This is a genomic window from Streptomyces sp. NPDC004629 (assembly GCF_042873595.1).
Taxonomy (GTDB): Bacteria; Actinomycetota; Actinomycetes; order Streptomycetales; family Streptomycetaceae; genus Streptomyces.
The window spans coordinates 24,525-47,729 of record NZ_JBIALO010000046.1 but is presented as its reverse complement, the minus strand read 5'-3'; the positions used below and the strand labels follow the sequence as shown (position 1 = coordinate 47,729).

Below are 23,205 nucleotides of genomic sequence, written 5' to 3'. Positions count from 1 at the left end.
CTCCTACGAGGAGCTGGCCGCACTGTTCGCCTCCGGACGCTGGCGGGACGCCGAATCGGCCCGGCTCCGGGACCGATTCCGCTCCCGCTTCTGCGCGTTCGACGACGGACGGGCCGCCGAACGCGTCGTACGGACACTGCTGCTCGGCGAGACCATGCCCGAGCCCGATGCCGTCCGGGTGCCCGGCCCGGCCGTCGGCCGCAACCTGCTGGCGTCGACATGAGGGCGCGTACCTGGGTGCTGCTCCTGGCCGCCGTGTTCGCGCTGCTCCAGTTCGCGTGCGTCACCGGCCGGGACACCCCCGACTCGAAGAACTACGTGGCGTACGCGCTGACGCTGGGCGGCGCGGGCAAGCGGGAGGCCGCGGCGGCCACCATCGACTGGACCTGCGCGGGCCGCGCCTCCCAGGCCCGGCGCGGCCAGAGCGTGGACGTGGTGCGCTTCCACCGGCCGGACCCCACCGCCCGGGTGGTCGCCGAGTGCCGGGCCGACGCGCTGGGGCGGGTGGAGCGGCGGCTCGCGGCCGGGCAGACGGACGGACACATCCCGCCGTTCATGAAGCCCCGGCTCAAGCGGATCTTCGAGGTGCGGCCCGGCTATCCGGTGTTCCTGCTGCCGTTCGTCACGACGTTGGGCGTGACCTGGGGCGTGTGGACGGCGAGCGTGCTCGTCGCGGTGGCGGGCGGTGTCCTCGTCTTCCTGATCCTGCGCACGCTGGCGGTGTCCGTGCCGCTCGCACTGACCGGGCAGGCGCTGTACTACGTCCTGCCCGTCGGCGCGACGGCCATGCGGCCGATGACCGAGGGCCTGATGCTGGCGCTGACCCTGGCCGCGGTGTGGGGGTGTGCGCTGGCGCTGTCCGGCCGGGTCCGGGCGGGCACGGCGCTGGCCGGCGGCGGGCTGCTCGCGCTGTTCACGGTCAAGCACTCCCAGTCGCTGTTCCTCGGGCTGACCCTCGCCGTCGCGGGAACAACGGTCGTCGTGCTGCGGCGGCGGCGCGGGCGGGCACCGGGGCGCGGGGTCGTCGCGATCACCGTCGTGGGGTGCTGCGCGGCGCTGGGCACCATGCTGCTGGCGCGGCTGCTGCACTATCCGGCCGAGTCCGAGAGTCTGCAGGACCTGCTCACCGATCACTTCGCCCGGCCGGACCGGACCCGCCCGTGGCCGGAGTTCCTGCATCTTCAGGGCAACTTCTGGCTGGAGTGGGCACGGCGGCAGGCGGGGCAGCCGCTGTTCGTGGCGGCGCTGGCGGCCGGGCTGTGGGGTGCGCTGCGGCGGCCCGCGTTCGGCTGCTTCCTGCTGGCCGCCGCGGCCACCGGGTTCCTCACCCACGCGGGCCATCCTGACATCAACATCTGGGGCGAACGGCTGATCGTGCTGGCCTGGCTGCTGCCGGTGGTCGGGGTGCCGCTGCTGCTGGAGCCGGTGCTCCGGCGGACGCTGGCGCTGCCCGCGCAGGGCCCAGGCCGACGGGCGGCTCACTCGATGAGGTGAGCGGCGGCAAAGCCGCCCGCCCTGGGCGGGAACACTCGGCAGATGCCCCGCCTCATTCGTGTCCCGGCCCTCCGGTGACCATCGGCGTCCTGGTCCCGCGCCGTGTGCGCGGGGCCACCGCGCTGCGCGCCGGCCGTGTCCGGCGGCCGAGCCCCTACCAGCTCTTCGGCCTGCTGTTCTGGCTGGTGCTGACGCTGGCGTACTGGCGGGTGCCGCCGTGCTGCGACGCCGGGCCGCACGCGGCGGCGGTGGCCCGGCTGGGGGCCGGCCCGCCGGATGCGGCCCTCGCCTCGCCGTACGTCCTCGCGCAGGGGGCGCTGGCGCGGCTGACGGGGCTGTCGGGCTGGGCGGTGCTGCGGGTCTGCGGCCCGCTGAACCTGCTGGTGCTGCTGACCGGCATGGCCCGTCTTGTCCGGTTCCTCACCCCGCGCGTGTGGGCGCCGGTGCTCGCGCTGGCCCTGATGAGCGTGCTGTGGGGCACGACCCGGGTGTGGGGCGGCGGCTATCTCGCGCTGATGCCGATGACCGGCAACCTCGGCTTCCCGTCCACCTGTGCGATCGGCCTCACGCTGTGGGCCTGGGCGCTGACCGGGGCTCGGGCGCGGGTCACCCGGCCGGTGCGGTTCGTCGGGCCGAGCGGGCTGCGCGGCCCGACGGGGTACGCGGCGCTAGGGGTGCTGTACGGGCTGGTCGCGCTGGTCGATCCGGTGATCGGGGTGGGTGCGGCGGTGGGTGGGGTGGCCTTCGCGGCGGGCGGGCGGCGCGGCCGGCGGGCCGCCGTGGCGCTGCGCTGGGCGGTGACGGCCGGGGCGGCGGCGCTGGTGGCCGGGGGCGGTGCGGTGCGGTGCCGGCCGGGGCGCGGGCCGCGGCCGTCCTCGACGCGGTGGCGGCGGCCGGCCGCGCGCAACCGCTGCCGGCCGGGCTCGCCGGGAGCTGCTGGCTGGCGCTGCTGCTCGGGCTGCCGGCGCTGTGGCTGCGGGCCCGGCGCGCCTCCTGGCGGGATCCGCTGGTGCTGTTGGCGGCTCTGGAGTGGTCGGCGACGGGGTACGGGCGGCTCGGCGGGCTGCTCGGGCTCGCCCTGGTGGCGCCGCAGTGCGCGCTCGCGGTGGAACTGGCGGCGGCGCGGCCGTGGCCGGTGTGGCGGCGGGTGCTGGGCTGGGCGGCGGCGGGCGGTGCCTGTCTCGGCCTGCTGACCGTGCAGGCCGGGGCGGTGGTGCCGCGGGCGCTGGACCCGGTGGGCTTCGCACAGCCGCCGCGCTGGCCGTCGTACGCATGGGCGGCGCGCCATCTCGGGCCCGGTGAGGTGGTCCTCGCGGACGATCCCCGGGCGATCCGCACGCTCCCCGGGTACGGGGCCGTCCTCGCCGACGCCCGCGCCTACCTCTCCCCGGCGGCGACCCGCGCCGGGCGCGCCGCGTTCGTCCGCCGGCACCGGGTGCGCTGGCTGCTGCTGACGCGGCGGCGGCGGGTGCCCGAGGAGGCCGTGGTGGTGGCGTGGAGCCGGCGCACCGGGGAGGTGCTGGCGCGGGCCGGCCGGGGCGAGGCGGCGGCGCGGCCCGCCCGGTTCCCCCGGTTCACCCGATGGTTCACTCGATGACCAGCTCCACCGGGACGTTGCCGCGGGTGGCGTTGGAGTAGGGGCACACCTGGTGGGCCTGCTCGACCAGCCGGCGGCCGGTCTCCGCGTCCACGGTGTCGGGCAGTTCGACCCGCAGGGTCACCTTCAGGGCGAAGCCCTCGCCCTGCTTGCCGATGCCGACCTCGGCGGTCACCGCGGCGTCGCTGACGTCCACCTTGGCCTGGCGGCCGACGACGCCGAGGGCGCTGCCGAAGCAGGCCGCGTAGCCGGCGGCGAAGAGCTGCTCCGGGTTGCTGCCCTCGCCGTTGCCGCCCATCTCCACCGGCAGGGCCAGGGCGAGGTCGATCCGGCCGTCGGAGGAGACGGCGCGGCCCTCGCGGCCGTGGGTGGCGGTGGCGACGGCGGTGTAGAGCGCGTCCATGGAAAACCATCCCTCTTGAAGTCACGTTCGTGGTCCGGCGGCTCCGGTCCGGCCGCCCTCACGACCACAAGTAGAGCACACAATTAAATTGTGCACAACTAAATGGGGCGCCGGAGCTATCCTGGGGCCATGACCGCCACCGAGACCTCCGTCGCCGAGGCGGACTGGCTCCGCCTGGACCGCCAGATCTGCTTCTCCCTGCACGCCGCGTCCCGCGCCTTCAACGGCGTCTACCGGGTGGTCCTCAAGGACCTCGGACTCACCTATCCGCAGTACCTGGTGATGCTGGTGCTGTGGGAGCGGGGCGACCTGCCCGTCAAAAAGCTGGGCGAACTGCTGCGGCTCGACTCCGGGACGCTGTCACCGCTGGTCAAGCGGCTGGAGGTGGCCGGCCTCGTCCGGCGGGAGCGCAGCGCGCGCGACGAGCGGTCGGTGGAGGTACGGCTGACCGAACAGGGGGCGGCGCTGCGCGAACAGGCGCTCCGGGTACCGCGCCGCATCGCCGCCGCGACCGGATTCGACCCCGCCGAGATCAGCGAACTGCGCGAGCGACTGGACCGGCTCACCAGCGCCCTGGACACCGCGGTACTGGAGCACCCACCGGCACCACCGGCGCCCCGCTGAGCGCTCTGCCGGATGTGCCGCGCTGTGCCGTCGGTTGTCTGCGGCACCGTCGTGGCCGGTCGCTCCCCCAAGTTCTCGGCTTCGCTCGAACAGGGGGACCCCCATCGCGGCGGAGCCTGCTTGGCAAACGTGCGACGGACAAAGAACCGCGACTGCACCCGACCCCGCACCGACTGCTCCCGCATGCGGCAGCGAGCTTGAACCCGTCGACGGAATCGGCGCGAAGGGCCCCACCGCGCCACAACCAGGGCCCCCAGATCAACGACCGCGCGAGCGACCGGACCCGCTCACCAGCGCTCCGGACGCCGCGGTACCGGAGGACCCGCCGGCGCCACCGGCGCCTCGGTGGCGAGCGTGCGACGGACATAGAGCCGCAGCAGCACCCGACCCCGCACCGACTGCTCGCGCAACGCGAAATCCCGTGTGACAACAGCGAGCTTGAGCCGGTCGAGGGGGTCGCGCGGGTGGCCCGGTCGCTCCACGGCGTACCGGTCGGCGACCACCCACACCCGGTCGAGCCCCGCGAGCCTGCGCCGCAGGTCCTTCGCGTCCACCTCCGTGCCGTACAGCGTCCCCGACGCGGGCGCCCCCGCCGCGAGGGCCACGTCCCGCACTCCGCGGAACCCCGCCGGATACGCCAGCGCGGTGGCCCGCGCCTGCCCCGGCACGAACAACACCGGGTCGCCCGGACGCAGTTCACGGGCCGCCACGCGCGAGACGGCGGCCAGGTTGTCCGGGCGGTGGTCCGCGGAGCGGTCCGCGCGCAGCAACGGAAGCTGATGGACGAGCGCCACGGCGACGGCGAGGGCACCGGCGAGGGCGAGCAGCGGTGAGCCGGCCCGCGAGCGCCCCAGCCACCCGGCCATCCGGTCCGCCCCGGCGGCCACCAGCAGCGGCGCCCCGGCCAGCGCGTACAGCACATAGCGGTCGACGTACAGCGGGGAGAACCGGGAGACGAGCATCAGCGTCACCGGCGGCACCACCGCGAGCGGCAGCGCGACCGCCGCGCACGTGATCTCGCCGCGCCGGCCGAACAGCCCGGTCAGCGCCACCGCCGCGAGCGCCAGGCACGTCCAGTACACCGCGGGCGTCGGCCCCGTGAACGCCCGCAGCAGGGCCTGCGCGCTGCCCAGACCGGGCTCCCGCAACCAGGCGACCTGCGCGGACTGCCCGTGCGAGACGAGCACCATCGGCAGCAGCACGAGGACGACGGCCCCGGCCGCACACGCCCAGCGGCACCACACCCCGCGCGCCACGCGTGCCAGCGCCAGCGTCACGGCGTGGGCGAGCAGCAGCAGGACCGCGAACTCGTGCAGCAGACAGGTGACGCCCAGGACCGCGCCGTACGCCCACCAGACCCGGCCACCCCGCCCCCGCCGGCCGGCCCCGTCCCGCCGGCCGGCCCCGTCCCGCCCGCCGGGTTCACCCGGACCGGGGGGCTCGCCGACCGCCCGTACGAGCAGCAGCGTCGCGCCCGCGGCGCCGGCCGCGACCAGGGCGTACGAGCGGCCCTCCTGGGCGTAGTGGCCGACCATCGGCGTGACGGCGTACAGCAGCCCGGCCCACAGTCCGACCCGCGGCCTGACCAGCCGGGCGCCGAGCGCGGCGACCAGCGCCGCGGCCGCCGCCGCGCCGCACACCGAGGGCAGCCGCAGCAGCACCTCGCCGGGACGGAGGGCGAGGACGGCGTGCATCATCAGGTAGTACAGCCCGTGCACCGCGTCCACGTCGTGCAGCAGCCGCCAGATCTGCGGGACCGAGCGGCGCGCGACCTGGAAGGTCACGGCCTCGTCGCGCCACATGCCGCCGCGGTCCAGCCCCCACAGCCCGAGCACGAGCATGACAGCCGCGGGGACGGCCACGACCGCGGTACGACGGACACGGCTCGACGGCCGGATCAGCTGACGCCCGATGTTCACCACGGTCCGATCTTTTGCGATTAGCCAACCTTTGCCGGTCAATGACGGCGTATCGGCATGAATACACCATCCGCGCGGCTTACGCTCCCTGGTGATGAACCGCCGTCAGTTCCCCCTCATGTCCCTCGCCGCACTCTGGCTGATCACCCGCGCGCTGATGCTGTGGCTGCTCGCGCACGACACCGCGCCGCTCCTCGGCCGGGGCGCGGTGGCCCGCGAGGTGTGGCGCCTGTACTTCCACTGGTACGGGCTCCTGTCGCACGGCGCCTTCCCGGCGCACGACACGCTGTGGCAGTACCCGCCGGGCGCGGGCGCGGTGCTGCTGTCCCCGGGGCTGCTGCCGGGACTGACGTACTTCCAGGCGTTCGTGGCCCTAGCGCTCGCCGCCGACGCGGTGATCGCGCTGGCGCTGGCCCGCGCGGGCACGCGGCCGGGCCGCAGCCTGCTCGGGGCGGCCCTGTGGACCGGCGGCCTGCCGCTGCTGCTGCACCTCCCGCTGGCCCGGTACGACGTCCAGGTCACCGCGCTCGCCGTCATCTCCCTGCTGTCACTGTCACGCTCCACACGCGCGTGCGGGGTGTTCGCGGCGCTGGGCGCGCTGGTGAAGGTGTGGCCGGTGCTGGTGCTGCTGGGCACCCCCCGGAAGCGGCCGACGCGGTCCGCGTGGACGTGGGCCGCCGGGACCGGCGCCGTCGCCCTGGGGCTGTTCACGCTCCTGTTCGCCGAGCCCCTGTCCTTCCTGCGGCAGCAGAGCGGCCGGGGCGTGCAGATCGAGTCCCTGGGCGGCACGGCGCTCAGCCTGGCCCGGCACGCCGGCTGGTCCGGCCGGGTCCGGTACCGGTACGGCGCGATGGAGTTCACCGGCCCGCACGTCTCCGCGGTCGCCGGGGTCTCCCTCGCGCTCACGGCCGCCGCCTGCTGCGTCCTGCTGCTGTGGCGGGTGCGGGCCCGGCGCTGGAACGAGGCGACCGCGTTCGACGCCGCCCTGTGCGCCGTGCTGCTGTTCACGATCACCAGCCGGGTCATCAGCCCGCAGTACATGGTCTGGCTGCTCGGCCTGGCCGCCGTCTGCCTGACCTCACGGCACACCACCCAGCGTCCGGTCGCCGCGCTGGTGGTGGCGGCGAGCGCGGTCAGCACCGTCGTGTATCCGACGCTGTACGGCGAGGTCATCCACTGCACCTGGACCGGCTCCCTGCTGATGCTGCTGCGCAACGGACTGCTGGTGGCCGCCGCCGGGCTCTCCCTCGTCCGGCTGTGGCGCGCCACCCGGCCGCTGCCCACGCCGGCCGCGACCGCCGTCGGCTCCCCGACCGGCCGCGAGCGTGTTCCGCACCGGGCACTGAGCACCTCCTGAGGAGAGATCACGGACATTCCGACGCCTTTGCGGCCCACGGGGGCGAGCGTCGTCGTCATCGGTTACAACGACGCAGCCCATGTGTCGGACGCGGTCCGGTCGGCACTCGCGCAGGGGCCCGCCGTCCGGCAGGTCGTCGCCGTGGACGACTGCTCCACCGACAGCAGTCCACAGCTGCTGGCGCGGCTGGCCGCGGACGATCCCCGGCTGACGGTGGTGCGCCGAACGGTCAACAGCGGGGGCTGCGGCAGCCCCCGCAACGACGGTCTGGACGCGGTGACGTCCCCGTACGTGATGTTCCTGGACAGCGACGACGTACTGCCCGCCGGTGCGGTGGCCGCGCTGCTCGGGGCGGCGACGGAGGCGGGCGCGGAGGTGGCAGGCGGCCTGTGCGTGCGCCGCGAACTGCCGTCCGGACGCGAACGCCCCTGGCAGGAGTCCCTGTACGCGGCGCGCGCCGTCGTCGCGCACCCCTCCCGGCGCCCCCGGCTCGTGCACGACACGCTGTGCGTCAACAAGCTCTACCGCACCGGATTCCTGCGCGAGCACGGCATCCGGTTCCCCGAAGGCCGCTTCCTCTACGAGGACTTCGTGTTCACCGCGCGCGTGCTGGCCGCCGCGCCGCGCATCGCCCTGGTGCCCGACCCGGTGTACGTGTGGCACGTACGGCGCGCCGCCGACCAGCTGTCGCTCTCCCTAGACCGGGCGGACATCGGCAACTGGCAGGCGCGCACCCGTGCCTGCGCGCTGGCCCACGACATCCTGCTGGGCGCCGGGCACAAGGAGCTGGCACGGGCGGCCCGGGTCAAGTTCCTCGACCACGAACTGCGTATGTACGCGCGCGAACTGGAGCTGCGCGACCCGGCGTACCGGCGCGCGTGGTGGGCGCACACCCGGGCATATCTGGAGCAGTACGAGCCGGCCGACTGGGAGCGCGACCCGACCGCGCCCGGCCGGCTGCTCGCACGGGTCGTCCTGGCGTCCCCGGAGCCGCGGGACCTGGGCCGCCTCAAGGAGCTTGCCGCCCGTCCGGCCCGGCTGTGCCCGCCGTACGCCCGCGGCCCGGACGGCGCGCCCGTCTGGTCCGACGACCTGCCCGGGGTCGGCCTCGCCCCGCTCCTGACCCGGCCCACCCGCCTCCTGCCGCTCGCCGTCGACGCGGAACTGCGTCCACGCGCGCGTGGCACCCTGCTGCGGCTGCGCCTGCACGAGCTGTACGGGCGGGTGGCGCGGGCGGGCCCCACGGAGGTGGCGGCGGAGTGGCGGTCCCGGGCGGACGGGCGCCCGGCCCAGCGCCGCACCGCCGCGTTCACGCCCGCGCCCGACGGCGGTTGGTCGGCCACCGTGCCCGTCGAGCCGGCCGGGCTCGGCGCGGGCACCTGGGATCTGCGGCTGCGCGTCCGCTTCGCCGACGGCGCGCACCGCGACATGACCGCGCACGCGGTGCCGGGCGCCGGGCTGCTGCGCCGCCGCGCCCTGCCGAGCGTCCGGCACGGCGTCCTGCTGATCCACCCGTACGCCACCCACTCCGGCGCCCTGGCCCTACGCATCGCCCCCGGCGCACGAGGAGCCCTGTCCATCACCCAAGCCCGCCTGCACCACCCACTCCCCTGACCCAGCCCCAACAGGCCCACGGCGAACCGCGCGAGAGACCACAACGCCCCCGCAGACGAACGACGCACCATAGGGGCGCGGGGAACTGCGCGAGAATCCACAACGCACCCGCAGACAAACGACGCACCATAGGGGCGCGGGGAACTGCGCAACAAACCACAACGCACCCGCAGACACACAACCAACCGCACCCGAAACGCACCCCCATAGGGGCGCGGGGAACTACGCGACAAGCCACAACGCCCCCGCAGACAAACGACCGGCCGCACCCAAGGCACCGCCAAAGCCCCGCCGACCCACCGCAGGGAACCGGTCAAAGCGCCCGCAGGGCCTGCGTGGTGGCACGGGTGAGCGACGCCAGATACCCCTTGGGCAGCTTCGGGCTGCGGATGACCACCGAGCGCCAGTACAGGGGCCCGGAGATCAGATCGAGCGCCAGCTCGCGGTCGACCCCGGTCCGGATCTCACCCCGCCGTTCCGCCGCCGAAATGATCGTGCTGGCAACACCCTCCTGCCCGTCCCGCAGCGCTTTCTGCATGGCCTCGGCGATCTCCGGGTTGCGCGCGGCCTCGGCCTGGAGGTCCGGGATGATCTGCGAGGCCACGGGATGGCGCAGGGCGCGGGACGTCACCTCGTAGAGCAGCCGCAGGTCGCCCTCCAGGGAGCCTGTGTCCGGCGTCGGCAGCCCCATCACCGCGACCGCCGAGACCACGTCGAGGACCAGGTGGAGCTTGGACCGCCAGCGGCGGTAGACGGCGGTCTTGCCGACGCCCGCGCGGCGCGCGATGCCCTCGATGGACATCCGGGCGTACCCGACGGACGCGAGTTCCTCGAAGACGGCGGCGCGGATGGCCTCGGTCACGTCCTCGCGCAGGACGGCGGCGCCGGCGGGCGTCCGTCGGCGGGGCCGCGCGCCGGGCTCGCCGGCATTCGTCGTCATGGCGTCCAGCATAGGGCGTTACGACGAAACGGTTGCGTTCCGACGTCCATACGTCCTACGCTCGCGTTGCGACGATACGGTGCCGTCCCGACGTAAGAGAACGTGAAGAGAACTGCAGGAAAACACGGAGGGCCGGACCGCCGCCCGGACGCACCACCCCCACTCCCCCGAGCGAAAGCAGCGGATGTGAGCCAGGTCCTCCACACACCGCCCCCGACGACGGCCCCGGCCGACGACGACCCAGCGGCGCTCGCCGCCCGGTACGGGCTCTCGGTCAGCGGCGCCCGCCCCACCCTGCCCGAGTACATCCGCCAGCTGTGGGCACGGCGCCACTTCATCGCCGCCTTCTCCACCGCCAAGCTCACCGCACAGTACAGCCAGGCGAAGCTCGGCCAGCTCTGGCAGGTCATGAACCCGCTGCTCAACGCGGCGGTCTACTACTTCATCTTCGGTGTGCTGCTCGGCACCAAGCACGGTGTCCCGGACTACATCCCGTTCCTGGTCACGGGCGTGTTCATCTGGACCTTCACGCAGAGTTCGATCATGTCGGGCACCCGGGCGATCGCCGGCAACCTCGGCCTCGTCCGCGCCCTGCACTTCCCGCGGGCCGCGCTGCCGATCTCCTTCTGCCTCCAGCAGCTCCAGCAGCTGCTGTTCTCGATGGCCGCGCTCGTCGTCATCCTGCTGTGCTTCGGCGTGCCGGTCGCCGCCTCCTGGGTGCTGGCCGTGCCCGCGCTGGTCCTGCAGTTCACCTTCAACGCCGGCATGTCGATGATCGTGGCCAGGATGGGCGCGAAGACCCCGGACATCGCCCAGCTGATGCCGTTCGTGCTGCGGACCTGGATGTATGTCTCCGGCGTCATGTGGAGCATCGACAAGCTGGCCGCCAAGAACGACCTGCCGCGGGCGGTGACCACCCTGCTGGAGGCCAACCCGGCCGCCGTCTACATCGACCTCATGCGGTTCGCGTTGATCGACAGCTTCCACGCGAGCCAGCTGCCCCCGCACGTGTGGGCGGTGGCGGCCGGCTGGTCGCTGCTCGTCGGCGTCGGCGGCTTCATCTACTTCTGGAAGGCTGAGGAGACCTACGGCCGTGGCTGAGAACGTGAACTCCAGCATCCCCACCGTCGTCGCCGACCGCGTCGACATCGTCTACCGGGTCAACGGCACCGGCGCGGGCCGCGGCTCCGCGACCGCCGCGCTCAACCGCATCCTGCGCCGCAAGCAGACCGAGAAGGCGTCCGGTGTGCGCAAGGTGCACGCGGTCAAGAGCGTCTCGTTCGTCGCGTACAAGGGCGAGGCCATCGGGCTGATCGGCACCAACGGCTCCGGCAAGTCGACGCTGCTGAAGGCCGTAGCGGGCCTGCTCCCGGTGGAGAACGGCCACATCTACACCGACGGCCAGCCCTCGCTGCTCGGCGTCAACGCGGCCCTGATGAACGACCTGACGGGCGAGCGCAACATCTTCCTCGGCGGCCTCGCCATGGGCATGTCGCGTGAACAGGTCAAGGACCGCTACCAGGAGATCGTCGACTTCTCCGGCATCAACGAGAAAGGCGACTTCATCACCCTCCCGATGCGCACCTACTCCTCCGGTATGGCGGCCCGGCTGCGCTTCTCCATCGCCGCCGCCAAGGACCACGACGTACTCCTGATCGATGAGGCGCTGGCGACCGGCGACCGGTCCTTCCAGAAGCGCTCCGAGGCCCGCATCCGCGAGCTGCGCCGGCACGCGGGCACGGTGTTCCTGGTCAGCCACAACAACAAGTCGATCCGCGACACCTGCGAGCGGGTCCTGTGGCTGGAGCGCGGCGAGCTGCGGATGGACGGGCCGACCGAGGAGGTCATGAAGGAGTACGAGGCGTTCACCGGCGACAAGACCCCCAAGAAGCCGGCCAAGGCCGCGCCGAAGCCGCAGAAGAAGGCGCCGGTGCCGGCGCAGGACACGAAGATCGCCCTGCCCTCCTGACCCACGACCGGTGCGCCCGCCCGACCCACGGCCGGCGCACCCCCTGCCCCACGACCGGCGCACCCCCGACCCACGACCGGCGCGCACCCCCGACCCACGACCGGCGCACCCGCCGAACCCACGACCGGCGCAACCCCTGCCCCACGGCAGGTGCACCCCCCGACCCACGACCGGCGCACCCCCCGACCCACGACCGGCGCAACCCGGGCCGCCCCCTTTTCCGATCGGTGACACTATGACCTGAAAGGTGCGGCCTGGAGACGACGAGGCGAAGGAGTCCACCCGATGCCCGAGCTGAGCGTCATCGTCCACGGCCCCGACACCCGGGGCCACCTGGCCGAACTGCTCGACTCCCTGGCCGCGCGCCCCCTGCCGGACGCCGAGGTGATCGTGGCCGCGGTCGGCGACTGGGCCCGTCAGACCGCCGAGGGGCACACCCCGGAGACGGTGGTGGTGCCCCTGCCGGACGGCACGGGCGACGCGGCGGCCCGAGCGGTGGGAGCCGCGCGGGCGACCGGCCGCTGGCTGCACTTCGTGCGCGCCGAGGACGGCCTGCCCGCGGGCGCCGTGCGCACGGTCGCCGAACGCGCCGCGGAACTCCCGGACACCGTGGACGTGCTGCTCCTCGACCACGTCCGCAGCACCTGGCGGACCGCCGGCACCCGCCCGGCGGACGGCCGGCTGCTGGCCCGGGCCGGCCGCACCGAGCTGGCCCTCGACGACGCCGCGGACCTGCTGCGGCTCACCCCGCTGCTCGGCACCCGCGTGCTGCGCGCCGACTTCTGGCGGGCCCATGAGGAACGGCTCACCGCGGGCGACGAGGCGTACACCGCGTACGCCGCCCTGCTGGCCGCGCGCCGTGTCGCCTGCCTGAACCAGATCGGGTACGAGCACCGCGTGCCGCGCCCCGAGAGCCTGCCGCCGGTCACCGCCGAGCAGCGCTACGCCCTCGTGGACCGCTACGAGGCTCTCCTCACCCTCGCCCAGGACCGCCCCGCCGCCACCCGCGCGGTCCTCTACGACGTCATGGTCCGCGACCTGCTGCGCACCTTCGCCCGCGAGGACATGCCGGAACCGGTGGCCCGCGAGTTCTTCCGCCGGGCCTCCCTGGCGGCCGTCCGCCGCCGCCCGCCGGGCCACCGCCGCCCGGGCGGCCTCGAAGGCGTACGCCGCGGCCTCCTCGAAGAGGGCGCGTACACCAAGTACCGCGCCTTCCAGGCCGCCAACCGCACCCGCCGGGCGGCACGGACCGCGGCGCGGACCCATCGGCGCCGACTGGGCGCGAAACTCCGCGACCAGCAGTACCGCCGGGCCCTCGGCCGCCGGGTGGACCCCGATCTCGCCGTCTTCTCCGCCTACTGGAACCGCGGCGTCGCCTGCAACCCGGCCGCCATCGCCGCCGAGCTGGCCCGGCGCGCCCCGTGGATCCACCCGGTGTGGGTGGTGACGAAGGACAACGCCCCGCTGCTGCCGCCCGGCACCGACCACGTGGTCCCCGGCACCCGCCGCTACTGGGAGGTGCTGGCCACGGCCAAGTACCTGACCAGCAACGTCAACTTCCCCAACGCGGTGGTCAAACGCCCCGACGCGATCCACCTCCAGACCCACCACGGCACCCCGCTCAAGCGGATGGGCCTGGACCAGATGCGGCACCCGACCGCCGCCCAGGGCATGGACTTCGCCGCCCTGCTCGCCCGCGTCGACAAGTGGGACTACAGCGTCTCGGCCAACAGCCACTCCACCCGGATGTGGGAGCGCGCCTACCCGTCCCGCTACACCTCCCTGGACTACGGCTATCCGCGCAACGACGTCTACTACCGCGCCGGCGCCGCCGACGTCCGCGCGGTCCGCGACCGCCTCGGCATCGCCCCGGGCCGGACCGCCGTCCTGTACGCCCCCACCCACCGCGACTACGAGGCCGGCTGGACCCCCCGCCTCGACCTCGCCGCCCTCGCCGACCGGCTCGGCGACGACACGGTGCTGCTGGTGCGCGCCCACTACTTCTACGACACGGCCGCCGCCCTGACCGGCCTGCGCCGCACCGGCCGGATCATCGACGTCTCCTCCTACGACCCCGTCGAGGAGCTGTGCCTCGCCGCCGACGCCCTGGTCACGGACTACTCGTCGATCATGTTCGACTACGCCAACCTCGACCGCCCGATCGTGATCTACGCCGACGACTGGGAGACCTACGCGACCACCCGCGGGGTCTACTTCGACCTGATGGCCGAGGCACCGGGCCACGTGGCCCGCACCCAGGAGGACCTGGCGGAGGTGTTCGCCACGGGCGCGTGGCGGGACGAGGCCGCGGCGAAGGCACGGGCCGTCTTCCGGCGCCGCTTCTGCGAGTACGACGACGGGCACGCCGCCGAACGGGTCGTCCGCCGGGTGTTCCTGGGCGAGAACGAGCAGGCGCTGCCCCCGGTGGTCCCGCCGGCGGACCGCACCCCCGCACCGAGCCCCGAGGAGGCAACGGCATGACCCCCGACGTCACGGTGACGGTGATCGTCTACAACGACGCGGCACGGCTGCCGAGAGCGGTGGCCTCGCTGCGCCGGCAGACCCACGCGAACATCGAGATCATCATCAGCGACGACCACTCCACCGACGAGACCCCGTTCGTGGCACGCGCGCTCGCCGCGCAGGACGACCGCATCCGCTACCTGCGGCTGGCCCGCAACAGCGGCGGATGCAGCGCCCCGCGAAACCGGGCCCTGGAGACCGCCCGCGCGCCGTATCTGATGTTCCTGGACAGCGACGACGAACTCCCGGAAGACGCGGTCGAGTTGCTGCTGGCCGCACACCGTGAACGGGAGATCGACTTCGCGATGGGCGCGGTGCGCCGGATACGGGTCGACGGGGGCCGCCACTCGACGTGGATGCCGCACCTGGTCGCCGAACGCCGCACCCTGGAGGGCATCGAGGACGACCCGCGCCTCTTCTTCGAGCACCTGTCGACGAGCAAGATGTACGCCCGGACCTTCCTTGACCGGCACGAGCTGCGTTTCCCCGAGGGCATCCACTACGAGGACCAGCTGTTCTCGGCGCAGGCGTACTGCCTGGCGAAGGCGTTCACGATCATTCCGGAACCGGTGTACCTCTGGTACATAGCGCCGTACGCGGCGGCCGACTCGGCGTCCATCTCCAACCAGCGGCACAAGCTGGACAACGTCCGCGACCGCATCCACGTGCAGCGCCTCATCGACGCCTTCCTGACGGACAGCGGCCACGCGGCACTGCGGGAGGACAAGGACTACAAGTTCCTCAAACACGACTTCCGGATGTACGCCGGTGATCTGCCCTACCGGGACGAGGACTGGCTGCGGGCCTTCGCGGAGATCACCGTCCCGTATGTCTCGGCGCTCACGCCCGGCGCGTTCGCCCGCCTGCCCCGCCCGGAACGGGTGGTCCTCCAACTGGTCCGCGAGGGCCGGCTGTCCGAGGCCCGGCTCGCCGCACGCGGCCTGGGGCACCCCGTCGCCCCGCGGCAGGTGACGGCGGACCCGGAGGGCGGCGGCACCTACTGGGGGGACCGGATACCGACGACCGTCTGGTCCCGGCGCGAACTGGACGTGGGCGACCTGGAGTTGGACTCCCGGCCCTTCCCGAGCGCCCAGTTCCGGCACGAGATACTGGAGTTGACGCCCGAACCGGGTGCCGGTCTGAGCCTGCGGATCCGCACCTACGACCCCGGGCTGCGGCTTCCGGTCGGCCCGCAGCGGGCGGCCCTGCTGCTGGCCCCCAGCCGGCGCCGCCTCACGGCCCCGTTCCGGCTCACCCCGGTCCGCCCGGGCGTCTTCGAGGGCCGGGTCCGGCTCGACCTGGCGACGGCCCCCGTCCCGCTGCACGGATTCGCCGGTGTCCGCCACCCGTTGCTGCGCATCGAGCACCAGGGGCTGGCCCACACGTCCCTCCTGCTGGCCCCGCTGTCCTTCCCCGCCGTGACCACCCGCGTCGGCTACCACTCCGGCGCCGCCCCGCACGACCTCACCGTCGAACCGGAGGGCCGCAACCCCGGCCGGCTACAGATCCGCTGGCGCCCCGCGGGCGTCACGGACCGCCTGACGCGTCCGCTGGTACGACGCCTGAACCGCCCACCGGTACGCCGCGCGGCCCACCTACTGGCAAACACCCTCCACTGACCCCCCACACGGCGCACGAACCCGTCGCTCAGCGCACGGCGTACAGGGCCTGGCCGGATGGGCCCTGGGCCACTCTTCGTAGCCTGGGGTCCCGTACACCGCCGGACGCCCGGTCCACCACCCACCGCACCCGGTACTCCCGCACGATCCCGTCGCGCACCCGGTCCGGGGTCCCGGCGGCGAAATAGCGGCGCACGGCCTCGTCCCGCCGGCCGGCGTCGGCCAGGAACACATCCGGGTATCCGGGCGCGACCGTGTACGCCCCGTACGCCGGGATCTGCCGCGCCGGAAAGGTGCGCGCCATGACGACGTCCCCGTACTTCACCCACGGGGTGATCCACCGGTAACCCGTCCAGGGCGCCCGGTACTTCGCCGCGACCACCCCGGGCAGCGCCGCCCGCCCCACCACGTACCCCACGGTGCCCACCTGGGCCCAGGCCCCCACGAGCAGCGCGACGCCGAGCCCGCACGCCCACGCCGTCCGCACGGCCCGCCGCCCGGCCGAGACCGCTTCTAGGGCCGCCGCGAGCTGCGCCGGGATCAGCGCCGCAGGCAGCGCTCGGCCCCACGAGTAGTGCCCGCTCACCCCGCCCGCCGCGAACACCACCGCCCCCAGCACGAAGAAGATCAGCAGGGGGTCCCAGCGGTCCCGCCGCCCGCGCAGCCCCAGCGCCACAAGGCCGAGCGGCACCAGCCCGAACCGGCCCGGCAGATGCTGGTAGAGCGGCCGGTGCACGGCCTCCAGATCCGCACCGGCCGAGAACAGCGCGAAGAAGTCGTAGTACGGCCACGCCCACAGCACCGCCAGCCCCAGCAGCAGCCCCGCGCCCAGCCGCGGCAGCGCCTGCCGGCCCGGCCGCGCGGCGACGACCGCGGCGAGCGCCCCGAGCGACGCCACGACCCCGGAGAACTGGTGGACCAGCAGGATCAGCGCCCACAGCGCCCCGAGCCCCAGCCATGCCCCCCACCCGGCATCCACGCGCAGCGCCCGCGCCAGCCACGCCCAGAAGTGGAAGGACAGCCCGAGCGCGAACACGCTCGGATAGGAAACCGTCAGCGCGAGGGAGTTCAGCCCGAGGAAGCCGCTCCAGTTGAGCGGCAGCGGCCCCCACAGGAACAGCAGGCACAGCACCGCGAGGGCGGGCGCCGCCGGATGGCCGCTCAACGTGCGCACATACCGCCACACCCCCGTGACCAGCAGGGCAAGGCCGGCGAGCGCGCCGATGCGCAGCACGACGAACACCGACAGCCCACTGGCCTTGGCGACGACGCCCAGCACCAGCATCCACGGCGAGTAGTAGGGGCTCGGCGTGTCCGCGTCGACCAGCGGATTGCCGGGGTGCAGCAGACTGTGCCTGAGCCGTTCCACGGTCGCCGCGTGCATGCCGAGATCGCCCGCCCAGGGCAGCCGGACGATCAGGAGGAGCAGCAGGACGAGGACGAGCCCGGCGACGACCCCCGGCAGGGCCCGGCCGGCCGTCACCGTACCGGCGTCAGGCCGCGCGGCGCGCATCCTGCTGGAACACCCAGGTGCGGTAGACGAGGAAGCGGAAGGCGGAGGCGAGGACGATCGACAGTGCCTTGACCGCATTGGATGCGAACGGACCGTGCAGCCCGAGGCCGTGATATCCGAGCCAGAACAGACCGCTTTCCATGACCACACCGAGCCCGCTGAAAACGAAGAACAGTGCGATTTGCCGGCGGGTGCGCCGCGCCCGGTCCCGATAGGCGAAATAGCGGAAGCCGATGTAATTCGTGGCCATGGCGATACAGCTGGCCAGCACCGTCGCGGTCATCGCAGGCCAACGCAGGCCGTGCAGCAGCAGATTGAAGACCAGGAAATTGACCAGGACACCGCTGCCGCCGACGATCCCGAATTTCACGACTTCCAGCACGACGCGCGCGACCGGCCGGGCAGGGGCGGCGGGCAGGGCCGTGGCCGGACGGACTCCGGTGAGATTCGCTGTCACACCGCAGACCATATCCGACACATCCCGATTAGCAGGAAACGGTAAATTCACCGCAGGTTTTTGATCAGGTGTCGGCAAGAAAACGGGGCGCCCCGGGCCGTATGCGACCCGGGGCGCCCTGCGCACCGTACGACGGTGCGGACCACGCGGCCTACGAATGCGTGCGCAGCAGCGTCCGCATCGTCCGCATCGCCACCGACAGGTTGGCCAGGTCGAAGGAGTCCGAGCCGCGGATCTCCTCCAGGGTGGTGCGGGCCCGGCTCAGGATCGCCGAGTTCTTCTGCTCCCAGGCCTTGAACCGCTGCTCGGGCGTCGAGGTGCCGTTGCCGACGGCCAGGACGTCCGCGGTGAGCGCCGCGTGCGCCGCGTACAGGTCCTCGCGGATGGAGGCGCGGGCCATGGACTGCCAGCGGTCCGCGCGGGGCAGTTCGACGATCCGGTCCATCAGCTGGGTGATGGCGAGGCGGTCGGCGAGGTCGTAGTACACCTCGGCGACGTCCAGCGGCTTACGGCCCATACGGTCCGCCACCGAGACGATGTCGAGCGTCGGGAACGCGGAGGAGAACCCGGCCACACGGGTCGCCAGTTCGTCGGGGACACCGACGCCGGTCAGCTCGTCGTAGATGTGCTGGTACCACTCCAGGTCCGCGCCCCGCAGCAGCTTCGGCAACTGCTGCCAGACCTGCTCGACCCGGTCGGCGAAGAAGGCGACGGTCTCGGCGAGTTCCAGCGGCTGCGGCCGGTTGTTCAGCAGCCAGCGCGTGCCGCGCTCCACGAGGCGGCGCGAGTGCAGCCGAATCCGGGTCTGCACGTCCGCCTCGACCTTGTTGTCCAGGTCCTCCACCGCGTCCCACACGGGCGCCGAACGGAAGATCGTGCGGGCCGCGGTCTGTGCCCGGACGATCTCCTCCAGCGAGGCCCCGGTCTCCTCCCGCAGCCGGTGCAGATAGGTCGTACCGCCCGTGTTCACCGTGTCGTTGACCAGCACGGTCGTGGTGATCTCACGGCGCAGCGGGTGGCTGCCGATCCGCTCCGGGAACCGCTCGCGCAGCGCCTTCGGGAAGTAGGCGTCCAGCAGTCCGCGCAGATACGGGTCGTCCGGCAGCGAGGTGTGCAGCAGCTCCTCGGCCACCGTGATCTTCGTGTACGCCAGCAGGACGGCCGTCTCCGGTCCTGTCAGGCCCTGTCCCTGGCCCAGCCGCTCGCGGATCTGCCGGTCGGTCGGCAGGAACTCCAGCGCCCGGTCGAGATGGCCCGCGCGCACCAGATGGCGGATGAACCGCTGCTGGGCGTGGAGCATGTCCTTGGACTGAGCCAGCGCGTTGGCGATCGCCGTGTTCTGCGCATAGTTGTTGCGCAGCACCAGGGCGCCGACCTCGTCGGTCATCTCGGCGAGCAGCTTGTTGCGCTGCTTGACCGTCATGTCGCCGTCCGTGACCAGGCCGTTGAGCAGGATCTTGATGTTCACCTCGTGGTCCGAGGTGTCCACGCCGGCGCTGTTGTCGATCGCGTCGGTGTTGATCTTTCCGCCATGCGCGGCGAACTCGATGCGGCCCAGCTGGGTCAGGCCCAGGTTGCCGCCCTCGCCGACGACCTTGACCCGCAGGTCCCGGCCGTCCACACGGATGGCGTCGTTGGCCTTGTCACCGACATCGCCGTTGGACTCGCCGCTCGACTTGACGTACGTGCCGATGCCGCCGTTCCACAGCAGATCGACCGGCGCCTTCAGGACCGCCTTCATCAGGTCGGCCGGGGTCAGCTTGGTGACGCCGGGCTCGATGCCCAGGGCCTCGCGGATGTGCGCGTTCACCGGGATCGCCTTAGCGGTACGGGGGAAGACCCCGCCGCCCGCCGACAGCAGCTCGGTGTTGTAATCGGCCCAGCTGGAGCGGGGCAGCTCGAACAGCCGGCGGCGCTCGGCGTAGGAGACGGCCGCGTCCGGCTCCGGGTCGATGAAGATGTGCCGGTGGTCGAAGGCGGCGACCAGCCGGATGTGCTCGCTCAGCAGCATGCCGTTGCCGAACACGTCACCGGACATGTCGCCGATGCCGACGACCGTGAAGTCCTCCGCCTGTGTGTCCACGCCCAGCTCGCGGAAGTGCCGTTTCACCGACTCCCAGGCGCCGCGGGCGGTGATGCCCATGCCCTTGTGGTCGTAGCCCGCGCTGCCGCCGGAGGCGAAGGCGTCACCGAGCCAGAAGCTGTAGGACTGGGCGACCTCGTTGGCGATGTCGGAGAACGTCGCCGTGCCCTTGTCGGCCGCGACCACCAGATAGGTGTCGTCCTCGTCGTGCCGCACGACGTCTTCCGGCGGCACGACCTCGCCCGCGACCATGTTGTCGGTGATGTCGAGCAGCGCCGAGATGAACGTCTTGTAGCTGGCGATGCCCTCGGCCAGCCACGCTTCCCGGTCCACGCTCGGGTCCGGCAGCTGCTTGGCGACGAAGCCGCCCTTGGCGCCCACCGGCACGATGACGGTGTTCTTCACCATCTGCGCCTTGACCAGGCCGAGGATCTCGGTGCGGAAGTCCTCACGCCGGTCGGACCAGCGCAGACCACCGCGCGCGACCTTGCCGAAACGCAGGTGCACACCCTCGACGCGCGGCGAGTACACCCAGATCTCGTACGCCGGGCGCGGCGCCGGCAGGTCCGGGATGGCCTGCGGGTCGAACTTCATGGACACGTAGTCGTGCGGCCGGCCACGGCCCGCGTCCTGGAAGAAGTTGGTGCGCAGCGTCGCCTTGATGACGGTGAGGAACGAGCGCAGGATGCGGTCCTCGTCGAGGCTCGCCACCTGGTCGAGGGCGGCCTCGACCTCTTCGAGCAGGGCATCGACCAGCTCGTGCCCGGCACGCTGGCGCTCCGGCGCCATCCGCGCCTCGAAGAGCGAGACGAGCAGCCGGGTGGTGTGGACGTTCGTTCGGAGGGTGTCCTCCATGTAGTCCTGGCTGAAGGTGGAGCCGGCCTGCCGCAGGTACTTGGCGTACGCGCGCAGCACCGTCGCCTGCCGCCAGGTCAGCCCGGCGCCGAGGACGAGGGCGTTGAAGCCGTCGTTCTCCGCCTTGCCCGTCCAGGTCGCGGCGAACGCCTCCTGGAAGCGCTCACGGCCGTCGTCGCCCAGGTAGTCGCCGTTGACACCGCCCAGGGACTTGGGGATGCGCAGACCGAAGTCATAGATCCAGGAGGCGGACCGGTCCGCGCAGCGCAGCTCGTAGGGCCGCTCGTCGATGACGTCGACGCCGAGCCGGTTGAGGACCGGCAGCACCGCGGACAGCGAGATCGCGGCGCCCTTGCGGTAGATCTTGAACCGGCGCTCGTCGGGTGCGGCCCCGACCGGCTCGTAGAGGCTGAGCGAGAAGTCGTTGCCCGCCTCGTCGCTCAGCCGCTCCAGGTGGACCAGGTCGGCGACCGCAGCGCGCGGAGAGTGGTCGGCCTTGTAGCCCTCGGGGAAGGCGTTGTTGTAGCGGCGCAGCAGCTCGGCGGCGCGCTCCTCGCCGCACTCGGCGTTCAGCGCCTCGGCGAACCCGTCGGCCCAGGAGCGGGCGGCCTCGACCAGCCGGGCCTCGATCCGCTCCCGGTCCGTGTCCGACAGCTCGGGCAGCTCGGTGCCCGGCGGGACCCGGACGACGAAGTGCAGCCTGGAGAGAATCGATTCGGTGTTCCAGGCGGTGAAGTCGACGCTGGTGCCGCCCAGCTCTTCCTTGAGGATGTCGATGATCCGCAGCCGGACGCCGGTGGTGTAGCGGTCGCGGGGCAGGTAGACCAGCGCCGAGTAGTAGCGCCCGTACTCGTCCTGGCGGAGGTAGAGGCGCAGCCGCCGGCGTTCCTGCAGATACAGCACGGAGGTGGCGATCGAGCGCAGCTCGTCGACGGGCGTCTGGAACAGCTCGTCGCGCGGGTAGGTCTCCAGGATCTGCAGCAGATCGCGTCCGTCGTGGCTGTTGGGCGAGAACCCGGCGCCCCTGAGCACCTCGTCCACCTTGCGCCGGATGACGGGCACGCGGCGCACGGACTCGGTGTAGGCGGCCGAGGAGAACAGGCCCAGGAAGCGGCGCTCGCCCACCACGTTGCCGGCCTTGTCGAACTTCTTGACGCCGACATAGTCCAGGTACGACGGCCGGTGCACCGTGGCCCGGCTGTTGGCCTTGGTCAGCACCAGCAGCTTGTGTTCGCGGGCCTTGGCCCGGGCGTCGGCCGGAAGCCGCTCGAAGGACGGGCTGACCGGATGGCCCTCCTCGCCGGAATGGTGCGGGTCGGAGCGCAGGATGCCGAGGCCGGTGCCGGGCACGGCGGCCAGGGAGTCGTCCCCGTGCAGCTGATACTCGCGGTAGCCGAGGAAGGTGAAGTGATCGGCGGCCAGCCAGCGCAGCAGCTCGCGGGCCTCCTGCGCCTCGGGTCCGGGCAGATCGGCGGGGACCGGCTCCTCGGTCAGGCCCTCGGCGATGCGCAGCGCCGCTTCCCGCATCTTCTCCCAGTCCTCGACGGCCTCGCGGGCGTCGGACAGGACGCGCAGCAGATCGGCGGTGATCTGCTTCAGGTCGGCGCGGTCGGTCTCACGGTCGATCTCGACGTGGATCCAGGACTCGATGTGCGCGTCGTGCGGGAGGTCACCGGTGGGCGGGGCGGTCAGGACCTCGATGAGCTTGCCCGTGAGGTCCCGCCGGACGACGAACTGCGGGTGGATGACGACATGGATGCCGCGCCCCTGGCGGGTCAGCTCATTGGTGACGGAGTCGACGAGGAAGGGCATGTCGTCGGTGACGACTTCCACGACGGTGTGGCTGCAGGTCCACCCGTTCTCCTCGACGGTGGGGGTGTGGACCCGGACGTTGGCCGTGCCCTGCGGGCGGGTCTCGGCGAGTCGGTGGTGGGAGACCGCGGCTCCGAAGACATCGACCGGGTCGCGGTCGCCGAGGTCCTCCGGGGCGGTGTGCAGGTAGTAGCGCTGGAGGAACACGAGGACGGACTCGTGGTCCAAGATGCCCTCGTCCGTCGTCCCAGTCGGTAGGTGCCCCCCGACCGGGCTGTTCTCAGCTACCCGGGCGGCCCGTTCGAGCAGCTCGGCCTTGGCTTCGTCCAGCTTGGTCTGCATTGTCCTCTGGCTCCTGTCGCGCGCCGTTGCGTGACGTAGAAGGAAGTACGGTCTCTTCCCCTCCGGCGTAACGCCACGGCCCGG

Annotated in this window: 15 protein-coding genes and 1 pseudogene; 10 read left to right on the top strand and 6 right to left on the bottom strand. The window is 72.8% G+C overall.

From position 1 onward, the window contains the following. The 3 genes and pseudogenes from ACFYTE_RS39255 to ACFYTE_RS39245 form a co-directional block, all read left to right on the top strand. A partial coding sequence (locus tag ACFYTE_RS39255; protein WP_388721502.1) for a CDP-glycerol glycerophosphotransferase family protein occupies nucleotides 1-223 on the top strand: 223 nt, incomplete at its 5' end. Next, entirely contained in the window at nucleotides 220-1,494 is a 1,275-nt protein-coding gene (locus ACFYTE_RS39250; RefSeq protein WP_388721499.1) for a hypothetical protein, read from the top strand. The genes ACFYTE_RS39255 and ACFYTE_RS39250, both read left to right, overlap by 4 nt. Nucleotides 1,495-1,568: 74 nt before the next feature. Next, nucleotides 1,569-3,091, top strand: a pseudogene (locus ACFYTE_RS39245) (hypothetical protein). On the opposite strand, the gene ACFYTE_RS39240 reads toward ACFYTE_RS39245, so the two are convergent. Next, nucleotides 3,081-3,494: an organic hydroperoxide resistance protein gene (locus ACFYTE_RS39240; protein WP_388721496.1), complete on the bottom strand. Its 414-nt coding sequence runs from the start codon at nucleotides 3,492-3,494 to the stop codon at nucleotides 3,081-3,083. The pseudogene ACFYTE_RS39245 and the gene ACFYTE_RS39240 sit on opposite strands and share 11 nt — an antisense overlap. A 102-nt stretch (nucleotides 3,495-3,596) precedes the next feature. Between ACFYTE_RS39240 and ACFYTE_RS39235 the strand changes: the two genes are divergently transcribed. Then, a complete protein-coding gene (locus ACFYTE_RS39235) occupies nucleotides 3,597-4,118 on the top strand; it encodes a MarR family winged helix-turn-helix transcriptional regulator (RefSeq protein ID WP_388721493.1) in 522 nt (173 codons plus the stop codon). A 287-nt stretch (nucleotides 4,119-4,405) separates the two neighbouring features. On the opposite strand, the gene ACFYTE_RS39230 is transcribed toward ACFYTE_RS39235, so the two are convergent. Further along, nucleotides 4,406-5,959: a hypothetical protein gene (locus ACFYTE_RS39230; RefSeq protein WP_388721505.1), complete on the bottom strand. Its 1,554-nt coding sequence runs from the start codon at nucleotides 5,957-5,959 to the stop codon at nucleotides 4,406-4,408. A 172-nt stretch (nucleotides 5,960-6,131) separates the two neighbouring features. Here ACFYTE_RS39230 and ACFYTE_RS39225 point away from each other — a divergent pair, with 172 nt between their 5' ends. Together ACFYTE_RS39225 and ACFYTE_RS39220 are read left to right on the top strand one after the other, a co-directional pair. Further along, the gene (locus ACFYTE_RS39225; RefSeq protein ID WP_388721490.1) at nucleotides 6,132-7,394 is read left to right on the top strand and encodes a glycosyltransferase 87 family protein; all 1,263 of its coding nucleotides are present in this window, start codon (nucleotides 6,132-6,134) and stop codon (nucleotides 7,392-7,394) included. Between the two features lie 27 nt (nucleotides 7,395-7,421). Continuing rightward, nucleotides 7,422-9,008: a glycosyltransferase gene (locus ACFYTE_RS39220; protein WP_388721488.1), complete on the top strand. Its 1,587-nt coding sequence runs from the start codon at nucleotides 7,422-7,424 to the stop codon at nucleotides 9,006-9,008. A gap of 313 nt (nucleotides 9,009-9,321) precedes the next feature. On the opposite strand, the gene ACFYTE_RS39215 is transcribed toward ACFYTE_RS39220, so the two are convergent. Continuing rightward, the gene (locus tag ACFYTE_RS39215) at nucleotides 9,322-9,960 is read right to left on the bottom strand and encodes a TetR/AcrR family transcriptional regulator (RefSeq protein WP_388721485.1); all 639 of its coding nucleotides are present in this window, start codon (nucleotides 9,958-9,960) and stop codon (nucleotides 9,322-9,324) included. Nucleotides 9,961-10,134: 174 nt separating this feature from the next. On the opposite strand from ACFYTE_RS39215, the gene ACFYTE_RS39210 reads away from it, so the two are divergent. From ACFYTE_RS39210 to ACFYTE_RS39195, 4 genes are all read left to right on the top strand, one after another. Next, nucleotides 10,135-11,049 carry an ABC transporter permease gene (locus tag ACFYTE_RS39210; protein WP_388721482.1) on the top strand — a complete coding sequence of 305 codons (915 nt, stop codon included), beginning with the start codon at nucleotides 10,135-10,137 and terminating at the stop codon, nucleotides 11,047-11,049. Next, nucleotides 11,042-11,917, top strand: coding sequence for an ABC transporter ATP-binding protein (locus tag ACFYTE_RS39205; protein ID WP_388721479.1), 876 nt, complete (start codon nucleotides 11,042-11,044; stop codon nucleotides 11,915-11,917). The genes ACFYTE_RS39210 and ACFYTE_RS39205 overlap by 8 nt, the downstream gene beginning before the upstream one ends. A 285-nt stretch (nucleotides 11,918-12,202) precedes the next feature. Then, complete coding sequence (locus ACFYTE_RS39200; RefSeq protein WP_388721476.1) at nucleotides 12,203-14,398, top strand: CDP-glycerol glycerophosphotransferase family protein; 2,196 nt, start codon at nucleotides 12,203-12,205, stop codon at nucleotides 14,396-14,398. Further along, entirely contained in the window at nucleotides 14,395-16,059 is a 1,665-nt protein-coding gene (locus tag ACFYTE_RS39195; protein WP_388721473.1) for a glycosyltransferase family 2 protein, read from the top strand. Before ACFYTE_RS39200 ends, ACFYTE_RS39195 begins: the two co-directional genes overlap by 4 nt. A 28-nt stretch (nucleotides 16,060-16,087) precedes the next feature. Here the strand turns inward: ACFYTE_RS39195 and ACFYTE_RS39190 are convergent, their stop codons facing one another. The 3 genes from ACFYTE_RS39190 to ACFYTE_RS39180 all read right to left on the bottom strand — a co-directional run bounded on the left by ACFYTE_RS39190 (nucleotide 16,088) and on the right by ACFYTE_RS39180 (nucleotide 23,121). Further along, a complete protein-coding gene (locus tag ACFYTE_RS39190) occupies nucleotides 16,088-17,572 on the bottom strand; it encodes a hypothetical protein (protein ID WP_388721470.1) in 1,485 nt (494 codons plus the stop codon). Continuing rightward, nucleotides 17,553-18,029, bottom strand: a complete 477-nt coding sequence (locus ACFYTE_RS39185) for a GtrA family protein (RefSeq protein ID WP_388721467.1) — start codon at nucleotides 18,027-18,029, stop codon at nucleotides 17,553-17,555. The genes ACFYTE_RS39190 and ACFYTE_RS39185 overlap by 20 nt, the downstream gene beginning before the upstream one ends. Nucleotides 18,030-18,180: 151 nt before the next feature. After that, nucleotides 18,181-23,121 carry an NAD-glutamate dehydrogenase gene (locus ACFYTE_RS39180; protein ID WP_388721464.1) on the bottom strand — a complete coding sequence of 1,647 codons (4,941 nt, stop codon included), beginning with the start codon at nucleotides 23,119-23,121 and terminating at the stop codon, nucleotides 18,181-18,183. Nucleotides 23,122-23,205 lie beyond the last annotated feature (84 nt).

Coding starts and splice junctions, on each gene's coding strand:
- ACFYTE_RS39195 (WP_388721473.1), top strand. CDS start 14,395: ATGACCCCCGACGTCACGGTGACGGTGATCGTCTACAACGACGCGGCA.
- ACFYTE_RS39235 (WP_388721493.1), top strand. CDS start 3,597: ATGGGGCGCCGGAGCTATCCTGGGGCCATGACCGCCACCGAGACCTCC.
- ACFYTE_RS39240 (WP_388721496.1), bottom strand. CDS start 3,494: ATGGACGCGCTCTACACCGCCGTCGCCACCGCCACCCACGGCCGCGAG.
- ACFYTE_RS39215 (WP_388721485.1), bottom strand. CDS start 9,960: ATGCTGGACGCCATGACGACGAATGCCGGCGAGCCCGGCGCGCGGCCC.
- ACFYTE_RS39190 (WP_388721470.1), bottom strand. CDS start 17,572: ATGCGCGCCGCGCGGCCTGACGCCGGTACGGTGACGGCCGGCCGGGCC.
- ACFYTE_RS39250 (WP_388721499.1), top strand. CDS start 220: ATGAGGGCGCGTACCTGGGTGCTGCTCCTGGCCGCCGTGTTCGCGCTG.
- ACFYTE_RS39225 (WP_388721490.1), top strand. CDS start 6,132: ATGAACCGCCGTCAGTTCCCCCTCATGTCCCTCGCCGCACTCTGGCTG.
- ACFYTE_RS39230 (WP_388721505.1), bottom strand. CDS start 5,959: ATGCTCGTGCTCGGGCTGTGGGGGCTGGACCGCGGCGGCATGTGGCGC.
- ACFYTE_RS39200 (WP_388721476.1), top strand. CDS start 12,203: ATGCCCGAGCTGAGCGTCATCGTCCACGGCCCCGACACCCGGGGCCAC.
- ACFYTE_RS39180 (WP_388721464.1), bottom strand. CDS start 23,121: ATGCAGACCAAGCTGGACGAAGCCAAGGCCGAGCTGCTCGAACGGGCC.